Raw genomic sequence first — 16,607 nt, 5'->3', positions numbered from 1 at the left:
ATGAATATGGGTATAGCCTTTCATCGAATAGAAGGGGTAGTTTAATGAATCAAGGGGACATTGAATATTTCAATAATCTGAACCGGTACTTAAGCTTTTATAGCCCAGCGTAGTTTTGCAGAGCGGGCACGGCTGTTGGCATTACATTCTTCTGCTGAAGGACGTATGGCATCAGGAGCAATTTCACGGTAGACACCGGCACGGAGCAGCTGTTTAAAGGATTTTTTAACCAGTCTGTCTTCTCCTGAATGAAAGGTAAGTATGGCTACCCGTCCACCAGGAGCAAGTGCTGCCGGAAGCTTTTCCAAAAAGTCATATAATACTTCAAATTCATTGTTGACATCGATTCGAAGTGCCTGAAAACATCTTCTGCAAGCTTTCTTAACTTCTTCCTCACGGGTACTTTCCGGCAGGAACTTAAGCGTATCTTTAATAATCTGTGTAAGCTTACTTGTCGTTGATATATCATTTCCTTTTTTGATTTCAGTAACGACAGCTTTGGCAATAGCAGCTGCATTCGGTTCATCTGAATTCTCAAAAAGTAATCCCTCTAGTTCGCTTTGTGTGATGGTCTTTAGTCGTTCAGCGGCAGAAATACCATTGCTGGGATTGAGACGCAGGTCTAAGGGGCCCTCGGACTTAAAGGAAAACCCTCGGTCAGGATTGTCAATCTGCATGGAAGAGACACCTAAATCAGCCAGTACAAAATCTAAGGGACCGGAGAGAGTCACCACCTGATCGATAGCGGAAAAGTTCATTTGCTTTATGGTCAGGATTTCAGGACCATAACCTAACTGCTCCAGGCGTGCTCTGGTACGGGGAAGCTCTATTGTATCTACATCTGTTGCATAAAGATGCCCTTTGGATTCCAGGCGTTTAAGCATTTCCAAGGTGTGACCGCCGTATCCTAAGGTAGCGTCCAACCCTGTTTCACCGGGAGCAATTTTTAGAATTTCCAGAATTTCCTCCACGCAGATGGAGCGGTGCATACCGGCAGGTGTATTGCCTTTAGAAATTACTTTTTCTATGGTATCCCCATAGTTTTCCGGATTCAATTCTTTGTATTTTTCACTGAATTTCTTAGGGTGAGTTCCTTTATATCGAATGCGTCGTTGATGTTTTTGCTCTTGATTATCCATTGAGTTCTCCAATTTTTTCTCCATTCTTCTATATAAGTTAAATATTCTGTCGCAACAGATGGCAGTACCGCGGTGACTACACAGACTGACCACAACCCTTAGCGGGAAAACAGGCTGCATTCTTTGCTGCTTGTATATGGTATATTATGCTGTCTGTTTGTAAAATTATATAGATTATATGATACCAAATGTACTTCATAAAAGCAAATTATAAACAGGTGCAGATTGCCTCCCACAGCGCTGATTTAAAAACAATGGAGAAAAACATTGTTTAGATGCTATTATTGCTATTGTGTGATATAATGGTGGTCTGTGTTTAATAATGTTAACTGAAATAGGAGCGACCATGCAATTTAAAGAATTAAATATAATACCTGATATATTAAAAGCCTTAGAAAAGGAAAACTATGAAATACCGACACCAATTCAGGAGAAAGCTATTCCAATTGTACTAAATGGCAGTGATCTGCTGGGCTGTGCGCAGACCGGAACCGGCAAGACAGCTGCCTTTGCCATACCGACACTGCAATTGCTCTGCCAGGATAAACAGCCACGTTCAAAGAAAAGAGAAATAAGAGCACTTGTATTAACCCCTACCAGAGAGCTGGCTATTCAAATTTATGAAAGCTTTACCACCTATGGTAAATATACAGATCTTAAAACCTGTGTAATCTTTGGCGGAGTCTCACAAAAACCCCAGGAGGAAGCCCTGAAGGAGGGAGTAGATATCCTGGTAGCAACCCCTGGAAGACTGCTTGATTTAATGAATCAGCAGCAGATAACGCTGCAGCATATCAAGATGTTTATTCTGGATGAAGCAGACCGTATGTTAGATATGGGCTTCATAAATGATGTAAAGAAGGTCATAGCCAAAACTCCTGCAAATAAGCAGACCTTGCTATTTTCCGCTACCATGCCTTCTGATATCGCCAATCTATCCCGTTCCCTGCTGAAAAATCCTGCCAAGGTAGAGATTACTCCGGTATCTTCAACTGTTGATACCATAGAACAATATCTTTATTACGTGGATAAGAAAAATAAAAAGGATTTGATAGTACATCTACTAAAGGATAGTTCCATATCCTCCGTCCTTGTATTTACCCGCACCAAACACGGCGCTGATTATATCGTCCGCCAGTTGGCTAAGAAAAAAATCGCTGCCCAGGCAATCCATGGTGATAAATCCCAGGGAGCACGTCAGCGTGCCTTGAGTGATTTCAAGAACAAACAGCTTCGTGTACTGGTTGCCACAGATATTGCAGCCAGAGGAATTGATATTGATGAGCTGTCCCATGTAATTAATCTTGACCTGCCGGAAGTACCTGAGACCTATGTGCACCGCATCGGACGTACAGGCCGGGCAGGACTTGCAGGAACGGCCATATCCTTTTGTGATTTTGATGAGAAGGAACTGCTGGCACAAATAGAAAAATTGATAAGGAAACACTTAATTGAAGTAAAGGAGCATCCATACCCGTTAATGAATAATTTTCCTTCTGAAAAGAAAACACAGCCCAGAAGAAAAGAAAACACACAAAAGGAAGCTACAGCAAAAAGCGGCAGGGGAGCCAATACTTCAAACAAATCATTAAGAACAGAAGAAAAACAGGCAGATACAGCACCTAAGAAGAAGTATCGTATGACAGCAGATGGCACTTTGAAAGAGAAAAGAGCCTATAATAAATTTCCTAAACAGGGTAAGAGACGAGATAAATAATAAAAAAACTTAAAGGGTATCCTAATAGCAGAAAATAATATTTCCAGAACAACCTTCCATTGAAGAAGCTGAGAAGTGAAACAAGCTGTTAGGGCCCTTATTTTGTCTGTTTATACGGTTATCAGGTATAAGAGGCTTTGCCGTTGATAGCAGTATTAAGTATTAAATCCGCTATTTCTCTGGAGGACTTTTTCATACCTTCCTTTAACCACATTTGAATAACACCGATAGCACCGCACGCCAGAAAATGAAAGATATATTCAGCATCTTCCCGGTCTATGGACTCATTTCCGATCATAGGGATGAAATGCTGTTTCCCGATAATATTGATAAATTCCTGCTGAAACCGGATATCCCCGTTAGTATTCAGCAAAAGGTCAAAGAGCTCTGCGTTATCTTTGACATAGTCCAGAATCTTTTCTGTGGCTTCCACAGTGACAAGGGTATCCTCTTTAAAGTTACAGCCGCTTAAAAACTGGTTAATGTTATCGATTACCTCTTCTTCGATTTTCCGGAGCAAATCATATTGATCCAGATAGTGTGCATAAAAAGTAGCCCGGTTAACATCAGCATTTTCGCAGATTTCTTTCACAGAAATCTTAGTTATGGGTTTTTGCTTCAGAAACTTTATCAGGCTGTTCTTAATTACCATTCTGGTATACTTTACACGTCTGTCTGTTTTCTTAGCCTCCATTAGCAGCACCTCCAACAAGTAAAATTATTATAAACTTCTAAACATATCCTGGTTTTATGTTGAAAAACTTTCATATATAAAGGTTTTGATTATTGTAATTGTTTCACAATGTCAATATAATGTATCCGAGTCTGATTGTCAACACAGTGTTTACTAAAATGGAGGTATAAATGGCACTCATAGAATTTGAAAATATCAAAAAAGAATATGTAATCGGTGATGTGAAGATTTCTGCAGTCGCTGATTGTTCTTTTACAATAGAAAAAGGTGAACTGGTAGTTATACTTGGTCCCTCTGGAGCCGGAAAAACTACCGTATTGAATTTACTGGGAGGCATGGACAGTCCAAGCGGCGGCAGTATTAAGGTAGATGGTAAGGAAATTCATAAATACAGTAAGAAGGAACTGGTTAATTACAGACGCAGGGATATCGGTTTCGTATTCCAGTTCTATAATCTTATGGGAAATCTCACAGCACTTGAAAATGTTGAGCTTGCCTGTCAGATATGCCCGGATTCTTTGGACCCTGGCACAGTACTTAATCAAGTGGGGTTAGGAGAGCGATTGAGTAACTTTCCGTCCCAATTATCCGGAGGCGAGCAGCAAAGGGTGGCCATAGCCAGAGCTATTGCTAAAAATCCAAAACTGCTGTTGTGTGATGAGCCTACAGGAGCCTTAGACAGTGTGACGGGGCAGCTTATAATAGAGCTGCTGCAAAAAAACTGTAAAGAGATGGATATGACTACTGTCCTGATTACGCACAATGCCGTAATAGCTGAGGTTGCGGATAAGGTAATAAAAATCAAAAACGGCACTGTGAAAGAAGTAATAGTTAATGAAAATCCGAAAAAAGCGGATGAGATTGTGTGGTGATTGGCTTGCTGTATAAAAATTCGCTGGTAAAAATAAAGAAATCTTTCGGAAGATATATATCACTGCTTATTATGGTTATGGTAGGTGTCGGTTTTTTTGCAGGGATACAGGCAAGTGCACCGGATATGTCAGCCGTTGCTGATAAGTATTACAGAGATTATAATCTAATGGATTTTAAAATTGTCAGTTCCATGGGACTTACAGAGGAGGATGTGGTGGCTCTGAAAGCCCTTAGTAATGCAGAGGCTGTAATACCTGCGTACTCTTTGGATGTCCTGGCACAGGAGATGACTACGGATAGCCAGACTACGAGTAGTCTGACCGCAGGTAGCCAGGCCGGAAATGGTAAGACTACAAACAATCAGACTACAGGAGTTAAGACTACCGACGGGCAGACTACAGGTAGTCAAACTACAGCTGTCCAGACTGTAAGTGGTCAGACAGCAAGCGGTCTGACTGTTAGGCTTCATGGTCTGGAATCAGTAAATAAGGTAAAACTGGTTGAAGGAAGAATGCCTCAGAAGGATACGGAGTGTATAACAGACAGCAAGTCGTATAAAATCGGAGATAAGCTTGTAATAACCGATGATGTCAGTGACAAGCTTAAGAACAAAGAGTTCACAGTAGTAGGAACCGCTGAATCAGTGCTCTATCTGGCAGAGGAATATGGAAGCACTACAAATGGAGACGGTAAACTATCTTCCTTTATATTTATAAACAGCAGTAATTTTACCATGGATGTCTATACGGAAATCTATCTGACAGCAGCAGGCGCCAAGGATACTATTGCCTATTCAGATGCTTATGATGAGGCAGCAGAGAAGCTTCAGGAGCAGCTGGTGAGTATAAAGGCAGAGAGAGAAACTGCCCGTTATAATGAGATTTATAATGAAGCAGATGCTGAAATTAAAGAAAATGAAGATAAATTGAGCTCAGAAAAAGCGAAAGGAGAAACAAAGCTTAATGATGCTAAGACAGAACTGGACGATAACGCAAAAAAACTGGAAGACGGAAAGAGCGAGCTTAAAGAAAACGAGCAGACGCTAAAGAATAACAAGGAGAAGCAGAATCGTGAATTTGCTGCCGCCAGGGTCCAGATAGCTGACGGCTGGAAGGAGATTGACGCAGCACTTACCCAAAGCGGAACAAACCGGAAGGGATTGAATGCCAAAATAGCAGAGCTGGAAACTGCACTTACTCAGCTAAAAGGGCAGGCAGCACTGCTCCCGGAAGGTAGTCCCGAAGCAGAACAGCTTAATGCATCCATCCGGCAATATACGGAAGGCTATAATGGTATGTTAGCTTTAAGAGGCTCTATTGATACTTTAGCTGCAAAAGAGAAGGAGCTGAATAAGGGTATTGAAACCTTTCAGGCAGAGATTCAAAAAGCTGAGAAAGAAATTGCCAAAGGAAAAGCAGAAATAGAAGATAACGAGAAGAAGCTGGCTGATGGCTATGCGGAATATAATGAAAATCTTGACAAGTTCAATACAGAAATGGCAGATGCTGAGGGCAAGATCAAAGATGCCAGAGAAGAACTTTCCAAACTGGAAAGGCCCAAATGGTATATACAGGACAGAGATGCCGCAGTAGGTTACACTAGCTTAAAAACTGATATTGATGTGGTCAACTCAGTTGCCGCAGTATTCCCTTTCTTCTTTATATTGCTTGGAATGCTTATGACCTCTAACTCCATGACACGTATGATAGCAGAAGAACGCAGTGAACTGGGGACATTGACCTCACTTGGATACAGTGATGGCAAGATTATTTCTACCTACCTGTTCTATATCCTCTCAGCTACGGGTCTGGGTTCAATAGTGGGATTTTATGCAGGCTGCAGTATTATTCCGCCTCTAATTTATTCCAATTATCAGTATATACTGCCCTCGCTTATATTAAAATATGATCTGGTGTCATTTATTCAGATATTAGGAGTGGCAATAGTGCTGATGACCCTGGTTACGGTTGTTTCCTGTAATAAAGAATTAAAACAGAAGCCGGCAGCCCTGCTGCGTCCGGTTCCTCTGGCCAAAGGAAAAACAATTCTGTTAGAGCGAATCACTCCAATCTGGAAACGTCTTTCTTTTACCTGGAAAGTTACCATGCGTAATATATTCAGATACAAGAAACGAGCCTTAATGACTATTGTGGGTGTAGCTGGATGTACAGCTTTGTTACTTGTCGGTTTTGGCTTAAGGGATAGCATGCAGGGAGTGGCGCAAAGGCAATACGGTGAAATACTGCGCTATGGCAACATGATGCTCCTGAAGGATGATACGAAGAGTATTTCTGGAGAACTGCAAGAACTGCTGTCCAAAGAACAGGTAAATAATCCCCTGCTGATAAGACAGACAGCATTCCAAAGCAGTAAAGGAAGAGTTGATAATGCAGACGGCTCCAAACGTAAGGCGAAAGGAAAGGTTCTGGATTCTTATGTTATTGTACCGGAGAATCAGGAAGGATTTTCTGAATACTTTAACCTAAGAGATACAAAAAGCGGAGCTGAAATTACTCTTAGCGACAGCGGAGTTGTAATAACTCAGAAATTAGCAGAGGTACTGAAGCTTGGCAAAGGAGATACCTTATCAGTGAAAGATACTGATAATAACGTATTTTCCCTGACTGTCAGTGCAGTAACAGAAAACTATACCTCTCATTATATCTATATGAGCAATGAACTGTATGATAAGATTTTTGGTGAAGCACCAACCTATAATACCATTGTGTCTGATTTTACAGGGGATAAAGATACTTTATCTGAGCATCTCATAGACAGCGGCTTTGTAATGAATGTGATTTATACCGGTGATGTATTGGAGAAAGCCATCGAAAGCAATGACAGCCTGGACAGTATCATTCTGCTGATAGTGGTGGTAGCATCGCTGCTGGCAATCATTGTTCTTTACAACCTGACCTCTATTAATATCAGTGAGAGATTACGAGAAATAGCGACCCTTAAGGTACTTGGTTTTACGGATCAGGAGGCCAATGGTTATATCTATCGAGAGGCCATAATGCTCACAATTATCAGTGCCTGTGTTGGCCTGGTAATGGGAATCTATCTTCATGATTTTATTGTTGGAATCGTAGAGAGAGACCAAATGATATTATCAAGAGAAATCAGTTGGATCAGTTATGGCTTATCCTGGCTGATTACCATGGTATTTTCACTGATAATGCAGATGGTAACTTATTTTAAGCTTAAGACGATTGAGATGCTGGAATCACTGAAATCTGTGGAATAAGCTATCTTCTGTATTAATAATATGCATATAGGAAATGGTATAATCTGAAAAAATTATCTGAAACAAGAAATGCTGTACTTTAAATAAGCCTCATATTTAAGGTACAGTATTATAGTAACAAAGCTATAAGAATGCATAAACTATTATTATTTTATAAAAAGTAATCATTAATGGCTGTATACTGACCTGCTATGCGGAGGAAAGTATACAGCCATTTTATATCAAAAGCTTTTAAGGTAAATTAAAATATCAGAGATATTAATTATAAGATCAGCGAGTAAGTGCTTTAAAACCTAATCTGAGAAAAGTGCTTCATATTCGGATTGACTAACCGACCTGCCTTGAGCCGTCAGTTTAATAACATCCTTCTCAACAATAATATTACCTTCCTTCATTAACAGTTTAACAATTCTATCCGTTAAAGCCTCATCCCAGTGAAAATGAACGGATAATGTAAAGATACCGGCTTCCTGAGATTCATCTTTGCTGCCTTCATGATTGTATAAATGAAACAGAAGGGTCTTTTTGCTGAAATCTAATCGCTGTCTGCTGCGTCTTCTAAGGGAACTTATAAGCCCTCTTTTCGGTGCTGTTATAAATACAGTCAGGAATACAATACCTGTCATAACCGCCATGCTGCCTGATATGGATACATCAAAGAGTACCGCAAGGTTGAAGCCCAGAATTCCGTTCAGAGCACCTATTCCTCCGCTTAAAAGAAGCATATGCTTTAAATTATCTGTCAGGAGATAGGCCGTTACCGGAGGCCCAATCATAAAGGCAACTACCAGTACAGAACCAACGGCTTCAAAGGCTCCCACAGTGGTCATGGATACCACCATCATAAGACCATAATGTATAAGAGTTGGTGAAATTCCAAGTACGGCAGCCAGCATAGGGTCGAAGGTTACCACCTTCAGCTCTTTAAAGAAAGTAATTATGAAAATCAGGTTTATAATTAATAATGTAAGAGTACTGTATATCGCCTTAGCACCGATATCATAGCCGAATATCGTCATTCGGTTAAAGGGAGCGAAAGCAAGTTCTCCTAAAAGCACAGAATCTGTATCCAGATGGACGGAGCCTGCATATCTGGTAATCAGTATAATTGCAATAGAGAAGAGAAAAGGAAATACGATACCAATGGCTGCATCTTCTGACAGAAGCTTCGTTCGATTCAAGGTCTCTGTAAACCATACTGTTGCAAGTCCTACTAAAGCTGCACCAGCAATTAACAGGGGAGAAGATAAGTCGTGAGTCAGGAAGAAAGCCAGGACGATTCCAAGCAGGATGGTGTGGGTAATGGAATCAGACATCATAGACATTTTCCTGAGTACCAGGAAGACTCCCGGCAGGGAGCAGGCTATGGCAACAATTACTGCGATTAGTTGGATTTCAAATTGCGGGGACATCAGAATCACCTCCTCTGTTTATTAGAAACTGCTTTAACTTCCTCCGGTGTAATAACTTCTGGAGGATTCCCCTTCCCGGCGCAAAGAGAACACTGAATATGACAATGGTACTTACGATGACAACAATTGCAGGGCCTGTTGGAAGTTTAGAGGTAAGAGAACTTCCTACCGTACCCGAGATACCGGATATTGCGCCAAAGAGTGCTGACAGTGCTACCATAACCCAGAATTTATTGGTCCATTGTCTTGCTGCTACAGCCGGCGCAATCAGCATGGCACTCATAAGGATAACACCTACGGTCTGAAGGCCGATAATTATTGCCATAACAATCAAAAAGGAAAGCAGAAGATTTAATTTCTGAGCGGGAAAGCCAAGGCTTCTGGCATATTCGCTGTCAAAGATAAATAATTTAAATTCCTTCCAGAATAAAAGGATAACAGCAAGCAGGATTATCCCGCAGATTACCATGAAGTAAACATCCCTTTTCAATAAAGTGGAGGCCTGCCCGAAGATAAACCTCTTAAGTCCGGCCTGGTTGGAATTGGGTATCTTTTGTACATAGGTTAACAGTACAAGACCAAGACCAAAGAATACAGACATAACCAGCGCAAGGGCACTGTCAAATTTAATTCTCGTATGTTTTACGATACTTAGCATAAATAAGGTTGCCAGGAGTCCGAATATCAGAGCACCTAAGAGAAGGACTTCCGTGTCTTTGGAACCGGTCAGTATAAAGGCCAGCACGACGCCGGGAAGTGCCGCATGGGATACACCGTCACCTAAGAGACTTTGTTTTCTAAGTACAGCAAAGCTTCCTAAAACTCCGCTGATCAGACCCAGAATTGCAGAACCAAGGGCAACTGTCTGAAAAGTATAGTCTTTCAGCAGATAGATTAGATTTTCCATAACGATACCTCCCTAAACTGCACTTTTTAACAGGTTGCCGGAACTGCGGTAAGCTTTTTTCAGGTTCTGTTCGTGGAAGACCTCCTCAACAGGTCCGCTGGCTATCACCTTGATATTAATCAGGGTAACCCAGTCAAAATACTCTGGCACAGTCTGCAGGTCATGATGTACCACGACTACAGTCTTGCCGGAAGCTTTCAGTTCCTTTAGCAGTACCACGATAGCTTTCTCTGTCTGGACATCCACACCTTTAAAGGGTTCATCCATAAAGTAAATGTCTGCGGTCTGCATTAAGGCTCTGGCTAAGAAGACTCTTTGCTGCTGTCCGCCGGATAGCTGGCTGATCTGCCTTGCGGCATACTCCTCCATACCTACTTTTTGCAGGCACTGCAAGGCATTTTCTTTATCCTTCTTACCCGGGCGTTTAAAAAACCCCAGTCTGCCATAGCAGCCCATCAGTACAATATCTAATACTGTTGCCGGAAAGTCCCAGTCCACACTGCCGCTCTGAGGTACATAAGCAACCTTATTCTTAAGCTTGCGAAGACTGTTTTCTGTTTCTTCAAAAAATCGAACGGATCCGGATACCGGAATCAAAAGTCCCAGCATAGCCTTAAGCAGAGTGGTCTTTCCCGCGCCGTTAGGGCCGATAACTGCCATTAATTTGCCCTGTGGGATATTTAAGTCGATGTCCCATAAAACTGGTTTAGCATCATAAGCAACGGTTAAGTCTTCTATATGAACTGCAATATCAGATTTGTTAAATTCCATAGTTGTAACCTCCTATTAAATAATTTTTATTTTAATGCATCTGCAATGGTATCTATATTTGCTTTTACCGTTAAAAGATAGGTGTCAGCACCAGAGTCTTTCCCGCCTAAGGAATCAGAATATAATTCACCGCCGATGCTTACATCAAAACCCTTGGCTTTCACGGCTGCCTGTAAGGCTTCGATTGTTTTGGGTGGTACGGAAGATTCTACGAAAATAGCTTTGATCTTACGTTCCGTAATAAAGTCTGCCAGTTTACTTACATCAGCGGTGCCAGCTTCAGCGTCGGTACTGATTCCCTGTAAGCCTTTTACCTCAAAACCATAAGCCCTGCCAAAGTAATTAAAAGCATCATGTGCAGTTACCAGAACTCTTTGCTCCTTAGGAACTTCAGATACTCTATCCTTGATGTATGTATCCAGGTCATCTAATTCCACCAGATACTCCTCTAAGTTATTTAAATAATCCTCTTTGTGAGCACTGTCTGCTTCTGATAGCTTATCAGCTACGGTTTTAGCTGCAGCTTTCCAAAGAGAAACATCAAACCAGATATGGGGGTCATGGATGGAAGGATCATTTTCCCAGGAGAGCAGCTCATCTTCTGAAAATCCGTCTTCAATACGGATTACAATGCTGCCCCGGTCTGTCAGGGATTCAAAGATTTCACCCATTTTACCCTCCAGGTGCAGACCGTTATATACTACAACATCCGCTTTTTGCATCAGGGTAACATCACCTGCGCTTGCCTGGTAGAGATGGGGGTCAATACCTGGTCCCATCAGTCCGTTTACCGTAACATGGTCACCGCCGATAACCTCAGCCAGATCTGCCAGCATGGTAGTAGTTGCTACAATTTTTAACGTATCATTAGTTTCATTTTTTTCTGCTTTCTGGCATCCCGTCAGGAATAAAGTGATAGCGAGACTTAAAACAAGTAAATTTCTGAAATTCTTAAGCATACAAATCCTCCATTCTTTGATTGTTTTAAATGTTTATATTTTAGTGGGTATTTTGTGGTGAAGTAATATGTCAACCGCTTTTGTTTCATATAAAATCTGACATATCCTGTTGTTCTTTTTATTAGTGCGTACCATAGTACTTTGCATTAAGTTAATAAAAAAGTAATTAATAAAAAAGTAGTTAATTAAAAAGAAGTAGTAAAATTGACGATGATAATTAGGTTGCTGTCGTTGTTATTAGATTAATGCTTTTCTTCTTATCTTATTTTAAATATCAAGTCGATATTTAGGTATTCCTAACTTTAAATTATTATAAACCTAAAATAGTAAAAATGCAAGTGATTATTGTTATCAATTACAAATTGGTCAATATCCCTTAATTGCCTGAGCTTATGGACGTATAAGTTAGATAACACTAAAAAAGTTTTATGCAACTAATATATTACAAACTGGAAATAATGTTACAATTCTTATTGATGAAGAAAGTTAAGAATGATAATATAGATAGAAATGAAAGGATAAGAAAAGTTAAGAATGATAATTGAACTGTACCCCTTGTCAAGGACATTTAAAAAAAGAAAGGCACCTAATTTTTGGACACTTTCACTTAACTAGTACCTTGATTTTATACACTGTATTGTGGGGAGTATCCACAGTTTTAGATACAGCCCCTATGATGCCATGGTATTCTATGAAATTTATTGGTTTTTAGTATCTTTTAGTTCTGCTTTGACTCCAAGTTCCTCCGGTTTCTTAGCTATAGACGGCAAGGCAGGCACGTTTAAAACATCCAATGGATATTCGCCAGTGGTAACAAATTTGTAAAATTCATTCGGTGCAAGCTTTGCAAGATTCCATTGATAGCGCCGATTGTTGTAAAAATCCATGTAGTTATCAATGATGACTTGGACTTCGGCAAACTCGGTGCATCCAATAAGTTTTGCTTTGATGTGATCCTTCATATGTCCGAAGAAGCTTTCCTGTGGGGCATTATCCCAACAGTTGCCGCGACGTGACATTGATTGCCGAAGCTTTTTGTCATAAAGGATATTTATAAAACTGTGGCTAGTGTAGTGACAACCTTGATCACTGTGGACAATGGTTTCTGCATGTAGTGAAATTCCATGATCATCAACCAGTTTGTTAATTGTTTCAACTACGAAATCCACTTCCAGAGAGTCACTCAGCACATAGGAAAGTATCTGCTTGGTGAAAGCATCCAGGATAGTAGATAGATAAGCAAAGGTTCTGTTATAGGGGAGATAGGTTATATCAGTTAACAAAACCATTCTTTGACCATAACATTCGAACTCACGCTGAAGAAGGTTATCTGCGACAGAGCTGGTTTTTAGAGCCTTCGCCATTCTTTTATAAGGATTAGGGCCACGGTAAGGACAGGAGAGATGAAATTTATCCATCAACCTTCGAATCTTTTTAAGATTCATGATTACCGGCGGATCCATATGTATTAATGCCATATAGATGCCTCTGGCTCCTTTGGTATAGCCATGCATCTTGTAGGCAAGCAGGATCAGATCGAAATCTTCGTGATCCTTTTGTTCCTGAAGTTCACGAGTGGGAGCTGCTTTTACCCAGGCATAAAAACCACTCCGCGACACATTTGCTATGGAGCAAAGCTCCTTAACAGAAAGAGAATTATTGCTTAGCTGCATCGTACTGTAGATGATTTCGAAAACACAGGAAGAATCGTTCATAAGCCAAGCACCTACTTCTTTGTAGTTCTGATTGAGGAAATTTTTTTTAAAAACTCAACTTCCTGTTTCAGATAATCAACTTCATGCCTGAGCTGCATTAATTCATCTTTTTCAGATGTGGGTTTATCCGATGTCGATGTATTTGATTTTATCAATCTGTGAGAAGCGTAACCTTGGTGAAACCCACCGTGCTTTTTGTATTGTTCCTGAATGCGGTTAGCAATGCTCCCTATCCGGTTGCCAAGGAGTTCAGGATCATAACCATGATCTATTAGAATCTGCCTCGGAAATTCTCCTGCTTGGTATTCAGCGTGGAAGATTTCTTTAAACTTTTTGGTAAAGGATAATCGAGTCCTAGTAACGCTGTGAGTATATGGATTCTGACGTAGTAGCTGCATTTGCTCATCGGTAAACTGCTTTCTGCTCATGATATTCCTCCTGATCTGAATTAAGAATACCATGAACAAAGGGATGTGTCCAAGAAAAAGGAAACAATAAATGCACAGTGTCCATAATTAAGGATATATTTAGTAAGGATGTCTGAAAGACAGGTCTTCACTAAATAAAGTGTCCACGGTTATGGGTACATTATAAATATAGATAGAAATGAAAGGATAAGAAAAGTTAAGAATGATAATATATAGATAGAAATGAAAGGATAAGAAAAGTTATGAAAAAAATATTTGATAAATTTCAATACAATTCTCCGGTAACCCTTACCTTTGCTTTTATATCCCTGGCAGTACTGATTCTTGGTTATATGACAGGAGGCTTTACTACGAATTTACTGTTTTCTGCACATCGCACTTCATTATTGGATCCTTTTACCTATTTCAGGCTATTCGGCCATGTGCTGGGGCATGCCAACTGGAGTCATTACAGCGGGAACATGGTGCTGTTTCTGGTATTGGGTCCCATGCTGGAAGAAAAATATAAACCTAAGGCTTTTTTGACTATGATTTTAATTACAGCATTTATATCAGGATTGTTTTACATCGTATTATTTCCGGGCAGCGTATTGCTTGGAGCAAGCGGAGTTGTATTTATGATGATAGTTCTCTCATCAGCTGCAGGTGTAAAGGATGGAAAGATTCCTTTGACGCTGATATTGGTACTTATTGTTTATCTCGGAGGGGAAGTATTAAGCATCGGGTCTAAAGACGGAATTGCACATGCAGCTCATATTTTGGGTGGAATCTGCGGTGCTGGCTTTGGTTTGACCCGCAGAAGATTGTAAGGGTACAGCAGGCTGAGATAGAACTGCAGGGCTTTCAAGGTTTTATATTGATAATTACCAAAAACTGCCTTATAATATTGAAAATAGCCATAAAATAATTTAACATGCACAATACTACATAGATTTTGAGAGTAAATGTGCGAAAGAAATTTTAAATTAATAAGCGAGGTATTATGGATATCAGGAAATATAAAGAAACAGACATTGAAGAAATAGCAGATCTATTTTATGATACAGTTCATCATATCAATACAAAACATTACACGGAGGAACAGGTAAACGCATGGGCTTCAGGCAATATTGATAAAGGAGCCTGGAACCGTTCCTTTCTGGAACACTATTCTATAGTAGTTGTAGAGAAGGGCATGCTATTAGGCTTTGGAGATGTAGATAACACCGGTTATTTAGACCGTTTGTTTGTGCATAAGGATTTTCAGGGGAAGGGTGTTGCAACATGTATATGTAATGAGCTTGAAAAGCACATCAGGGAACGGGGTGTGAGGAAAATGGTTACACATGCTTCCATTACAGCCAGACCTTTCTTTGAAAAGTTCGGATTTAGAGTGATAAAGGAGCAGCAGGTTGAGCGGAAAGGAATCCTTTTAACTAATTTTATTATGGAAAAGCCTTTATAAAATTTAAGAAACAATGAAAACGGGATAAGTTGCACAAAGTCTCCGTATATGCTATAGGTGCCAAGCTTGTAGTTATGGATAAGAATAGCTCTAACATAATAAATTAGTGTAAGCAGTTTAAAAAAGCGGGAGGTTGCGGCATGGTTAAGCATAGGATAAATTTGGGGGATATTATAGCAAAAGGACGTGTTGAATGTGAGCAGGTGGAGGACATGCTCAAAGTTAGAACGAAACATGCAATTCCATCACAGCGTTTTGATGCAGAGCATTTATCTGTTAATTCTTATATTGTATTACCTGGAACTTATAAACTGCCTTTGCGGATCGATATGAACATCCAACTAGATGAGCCCGGTCTTTATCTTCTTGTAGGAAAGGGGCGTATCAACTTTGGTACATTGTGTTCGGACAACCGTAGAATGGATGATATCGTAAAACCTGCCAGAAAAGTTTTCTTTTATCATAATCAAATGCCTATGAAGGTATTTACTGATTTGTCTGTAACATATGATCTAAAAGAAATGCAGATTCTCATCCAGGGGGAAGAACGATATTATTCCCAAAAAGAAAAGTATATGAAAGCGGCAGAATTTCGTGAAAAAAACGATGAAGGCTTTACAATAAAGATAGCCTGTGATAAGTTTGTAAACCTTTTGATAAAGTCCATAGCTGTTACGGAGTACGAGGGGGATTGTGAGATAATCCGCCAGGGGAAGGAACTGCCCATTGCCATTACTACGAATCAGTGGGGAACTCCAGGTGAAAAGCTTACCATGGAAGCATGTATCGCCAGGCTGCCGGAGGAAATACAAAAGTGTATCCTTGGTATCGATGACTATTTTAAAGCTGAAAAGAATCTTAAATTTAAAAGAAGCATTGAAAAAAACGGTAATAAAATAACTTATGTTTCTTCGGAGTATGGATTTTCCTATGCCATTTATCTTGGCAATGAATTGTTTAAACATTCCCTGCAGTGGTATCTGATTACCAAAGGAAAGCCGGAGACCTGGCATAGAAAAGCTGATTTTATGGAGGAAACCTTAAGCAGCCTGCAGGCAGAAAATGAGGAATTTGCCCAGCGGATGTACAATGACTTAGAGGAGTGTGTAGGCTGCTACGGCCTCTGTCTTGCCAAAACACGTTATAGTTACGGAGACAGAAAAAAGTATGTATGTCACGGTAAATTATTTTTTCAGATGAATAGGGCTGGTTTTGATGATGTCCGTACCTTTGTCGATGAAATTAACCGGGTTGTGCAAAGGAAAGAAGTATCATCAAAGAGTAGTTAATTATCTTTAAAA

General features: G+C 40.1%; 14 protein-coding genes. 6 read left to right on the top strand and 8 right to left on the bottom strand.

All coding sequences use genetic code 11. The features are described from left to right. Positions 1-89: 89 nt before the first annotated feature. Positions 90-1,139 carry a 16S rRNA (cytosine(1402)-N(4))-methyltransferase RsmH gene (gene rsmH, locus BR73_RS0121595; RefSeq protein ID WP_033167959.1) on the bottom strand — a complete coding sequence of 350 codons (1,050 nt, stop codon included), beginning with the start codon at positions 1,137-1,139 and terminating at the stop codon, positions 90-92. 346 nt (positions 1,140-1,485) lie between these two features. Here rsmH and BR73_RS0121590 point away from each other — a divergent pair, with 346 nt between their 5' ends. Continuing rightward, a complete protein-coding gene (locus BR73_RS0121590) occupies positions 1,486-2,856 on the top strand; it encodes a DEAD/DEAH box helicase (protein ID WP_033167958.1) in 1,371 nt (456 codons plus the stop codon). Between the two features lie 121 nt (positions 2,857-2,977). On the opposite strand, the gene BR73_RS0121585 is transcribed toward BR73_RS0121590, so the two are convergent. Continuing rightward, positions 2,978-3,550: a TetR-like C-terminal domain-containing protein gene (locus tag BR73_RS0121585; protein ID WP_033167957.1), complete on the bottom strand. Its 573-nt coding sequence runs from the start codon at positions 3,548-3,550 to the stop codon at positions 2,978-2,980. A 170-nt stretch (positions 3,551-3,720) separates the two neighbouring features. Here BR73_RS0121585 and BR73_RS0121580 point away from each other — a divergent pair, with 170 nt between their 5' ends. After that, the gene (locus BR73_RS0121580; protein ID WP_033167956.1) at positions 3,721-4,422 is read left to right on the top strand and encodes an ABC transporter ATP-binding protein; all 702 of its coding nucleotides are present in this window, start codon (positions 3,721-3,723) and stop codon (positions 4,420-4,422) included. 5 nt (positions 4,423-4,427) lie between these two features. Next, entirely contained in the window at positions 4,428-7,670 is a 3,243-nt protein-coding gene (locus tag BR73_RS0121575; RefSeq protein WP_242860742.1) for an ABC transporter permease, read from the top strand. Between the two features lie 293 nt (positions 7,671-7,963). Here the strand turns inward: BR73_RS0121575 and BR73_RS0121570 are convergent, their stop codons facing one another. From BR73_RS0121570 to BR73_RS0121545, 6 genes are all read right to left on the bottom strand, one after another. Next, entirely contained in the window at positions 7,964-9,082 is a 1,119-nt protein-coding gene (locus BR73_RS0121570) for a metal ABC transporter permease (RefSeq protein ID WP_033167955.1), read from the bottom strand. Then, positions 9,066-9,989 carry an iron chelate uptake ABC transporter family permease subunit gene (locus BR73_RS0121565; RefSeq protein WP_033167954.1) on the bottom strand — a complete coding sequence of 308 codons (924 nt, stop codon included), beginning with the start codon at positions 9,987-9,989 and terminating at the stop codon, positions 9,066-9,068. Before BR73_RS0121565 ends, BR73_RS0121570 begins: the two co-directional genes overlap by 17 nt. A 12-nt stretch (positions 9,990-10,001) precedes the next feature. Continuing rightward, positions 10,002-10,760: a metal ABC transporter ATP-binding protein gene (locus tag BR73_RS0121560; RefSeq protein WP_033167953.1), complete on the bottom strand. Its 759-nt coding sequence runs from the start codon at positions 10,758-10,760 to the stop codon at positions 10,002-10,004. Between the two features lie 26 nt (positions 10,761-10,786). Further along, positions 10,787-11,719: a zinc ABC transporter substrate-binding protein gene (locus tag BR73_RS0121555; RefSeq protein WP_033167952.1), complete on the bottom strand. Its 933-nt coding sequence runs from the start codon at positions 11,717-11,719 to the stop codon at positions 10,787-10,789. 698 nt (positions 11,720-12,417) lie between these two features. Continuing rightward, the gene (locus BR73_RS0121550; protein WP_033166643.1) at positions 12,418-13,434 is read right to left on the bottom strand and encodes an IS3 family transposase; all 1,017 of its coding nucleotides are present in this window, start codon (positions 13,432-13,434) and stop codon (positions 12,418-12,420) included. A gap of 11 nt (positions 13,435-13,445) precedes the next feature. Next, the gene (locus BR73_RS0121545) at positions 13,446-13,862 is read right to left on the bottom strand and encodes an HTH domain-containing protein (RefSeq protein WP_033167951.1); all 417 of its coding nucleotides are present in this window, start codon (positions 13,860-13,862) and stop codon (positions 13,446-13,448) included. Positions 13,863-14,104: 242 nt separating this feature from the next. On the opposite strand from BR73_RS0121545, the gene BR73_RS0121540 reads away from it, so the two are divergent. From BR73_RS0121540 to BR73_RS0121530, 3 genes are all read left to right on the top strand, one after another. Next, positions 14,105-14,671, top strand: a complete 567-nt coding sequence (locus BR73_RS0121540) for a rhomboid family intramembrane serine protease (protein WP_033167950.1) — start codon at positions 14,105-14,107, stop codon at positions 14,669-14,671. Positions 14,672-14,844: 173 nt separating this feature from the next. After that, on the top strand, positions 14,845-15,306 hold the full coding sequence (locus BR73_RS0121535) for a GNAT family N-acetyltransferase (protein WP_033167949.1): 462 nt from the start codon (positions 14,845-14,847) through the stop codon (positions 15,304-15,306). A 140-nt stretch (positions 15,307-15,446) separates the two neighbouring features. Then, positions 15,447-16,595: a hypothetical protein gene (locus BR73_RS0121530; protein ID WP_033167948.1), complete on the top strand. Its 1,149-nt coding sequence runs from the start codon at positions 15,447-15,449 to the stop codon at positions 16,593-16,595. Positions 16,596-16,607: the final 12 nt, after the last annotated feature.

The organism is Clostridium sp. KNHs205, from assembly GCF_000702945.1.
Lineage (GTDB): Bacteria > Bacillota > Clostridia > Lachnospirales > Lachnospiraceae > Anaerocolumna.
Note: the sequence above shows the minus strand (reverse complement) of the source record. Positions and strands in the feature narration are given on the sequence as shown.

Coding starts and splice junctions, on each gene's coding strand:
- rsmH (WP_033167959.1), bottom strand. CDS start 1,139: ATGGATAATCAAGAGCAAAAACATCAACGACGCATTCGATATAAAGGA.
- BR73_RS0121590 (WP_033167958.1), top strand. CDS start 1,486: ATGCAATTTAAAGAATTAAATATAATACCTGATATATTAAAAGCCTTA.
- BR73_RS0121585 (WP_033167957.1), bottom strand. CDS start 3,550: ATGGAGGCTAAGAAAACAGACAGACGTGTAAAGTATACCAGAATGGTA.
- BR73_RS0121580 (WP_033167956.1), top strand. CDS start 3,721: ATGGCACTCATAGAATTTGAAAATATCAAAAAAGAATATGTAATCGGT.
- BR73_RS0121570 (WP_033167955.1), bottom strand. CDS start 9,082: ATGTCCCCGCAATTTGAAATCCAACTAATCGCAGTAATTGTTGCCATA.
- BR73_RS0121565 (WP_033167954.1), bottom strand. CDS start 9,989: ATGGAAAATCTAATCTATCTGCTGAAAGACTATACTTTTCAGACAGTT.
- BR73_RS0121560 (WP_033167953.1), bottom strand. CDS start 10,760: ATGGAATTTAACAAATCTGATATTGCAGTTCATATAGAAGACTTAACC.
- BR73_RS0121555 (WP_033167952.1), bottom strand. CDS start 11,719: ATGCTTAAGAATTTCAGAAATTTACTTGTTTTAAGTCTCGCTATCACT.
- BR73_RS0121550 (WP_033166643.1), bottom strand. CDS start 13,434: ATGAACGATTCTTCCTGTGTTTTCGAAATCATCTACAGTACGATGCAG.
- BR73_RS0121545 (WP_033167951.1), bottom strand. CDS start 13,862: ATGAGCAGAAAGCAGTTTACCGATGAGCAAATGCAGCTACTACGTCAG.
- BR73_RS0121540 (WP_033167950.1), top strand. CDS start 14,105: ATGAAAAAAATATTTGATAAATTTCAATACAATTCTCCGGTAACCCTT.
- BR73_RS0121535 (WP_033167949.1), top strand. CDS start 14,845: ATGGATATCAGGAAATATAAAGAAACAGACATTGAAGAAATAGCAGAT.
- BR73_RS0121530 (WP_033167948.1), top strand. CDS start 15,447: ATGGTTAAGCATAGGATAAATTTGGGGGATATTATAGCAAAAGGACGT.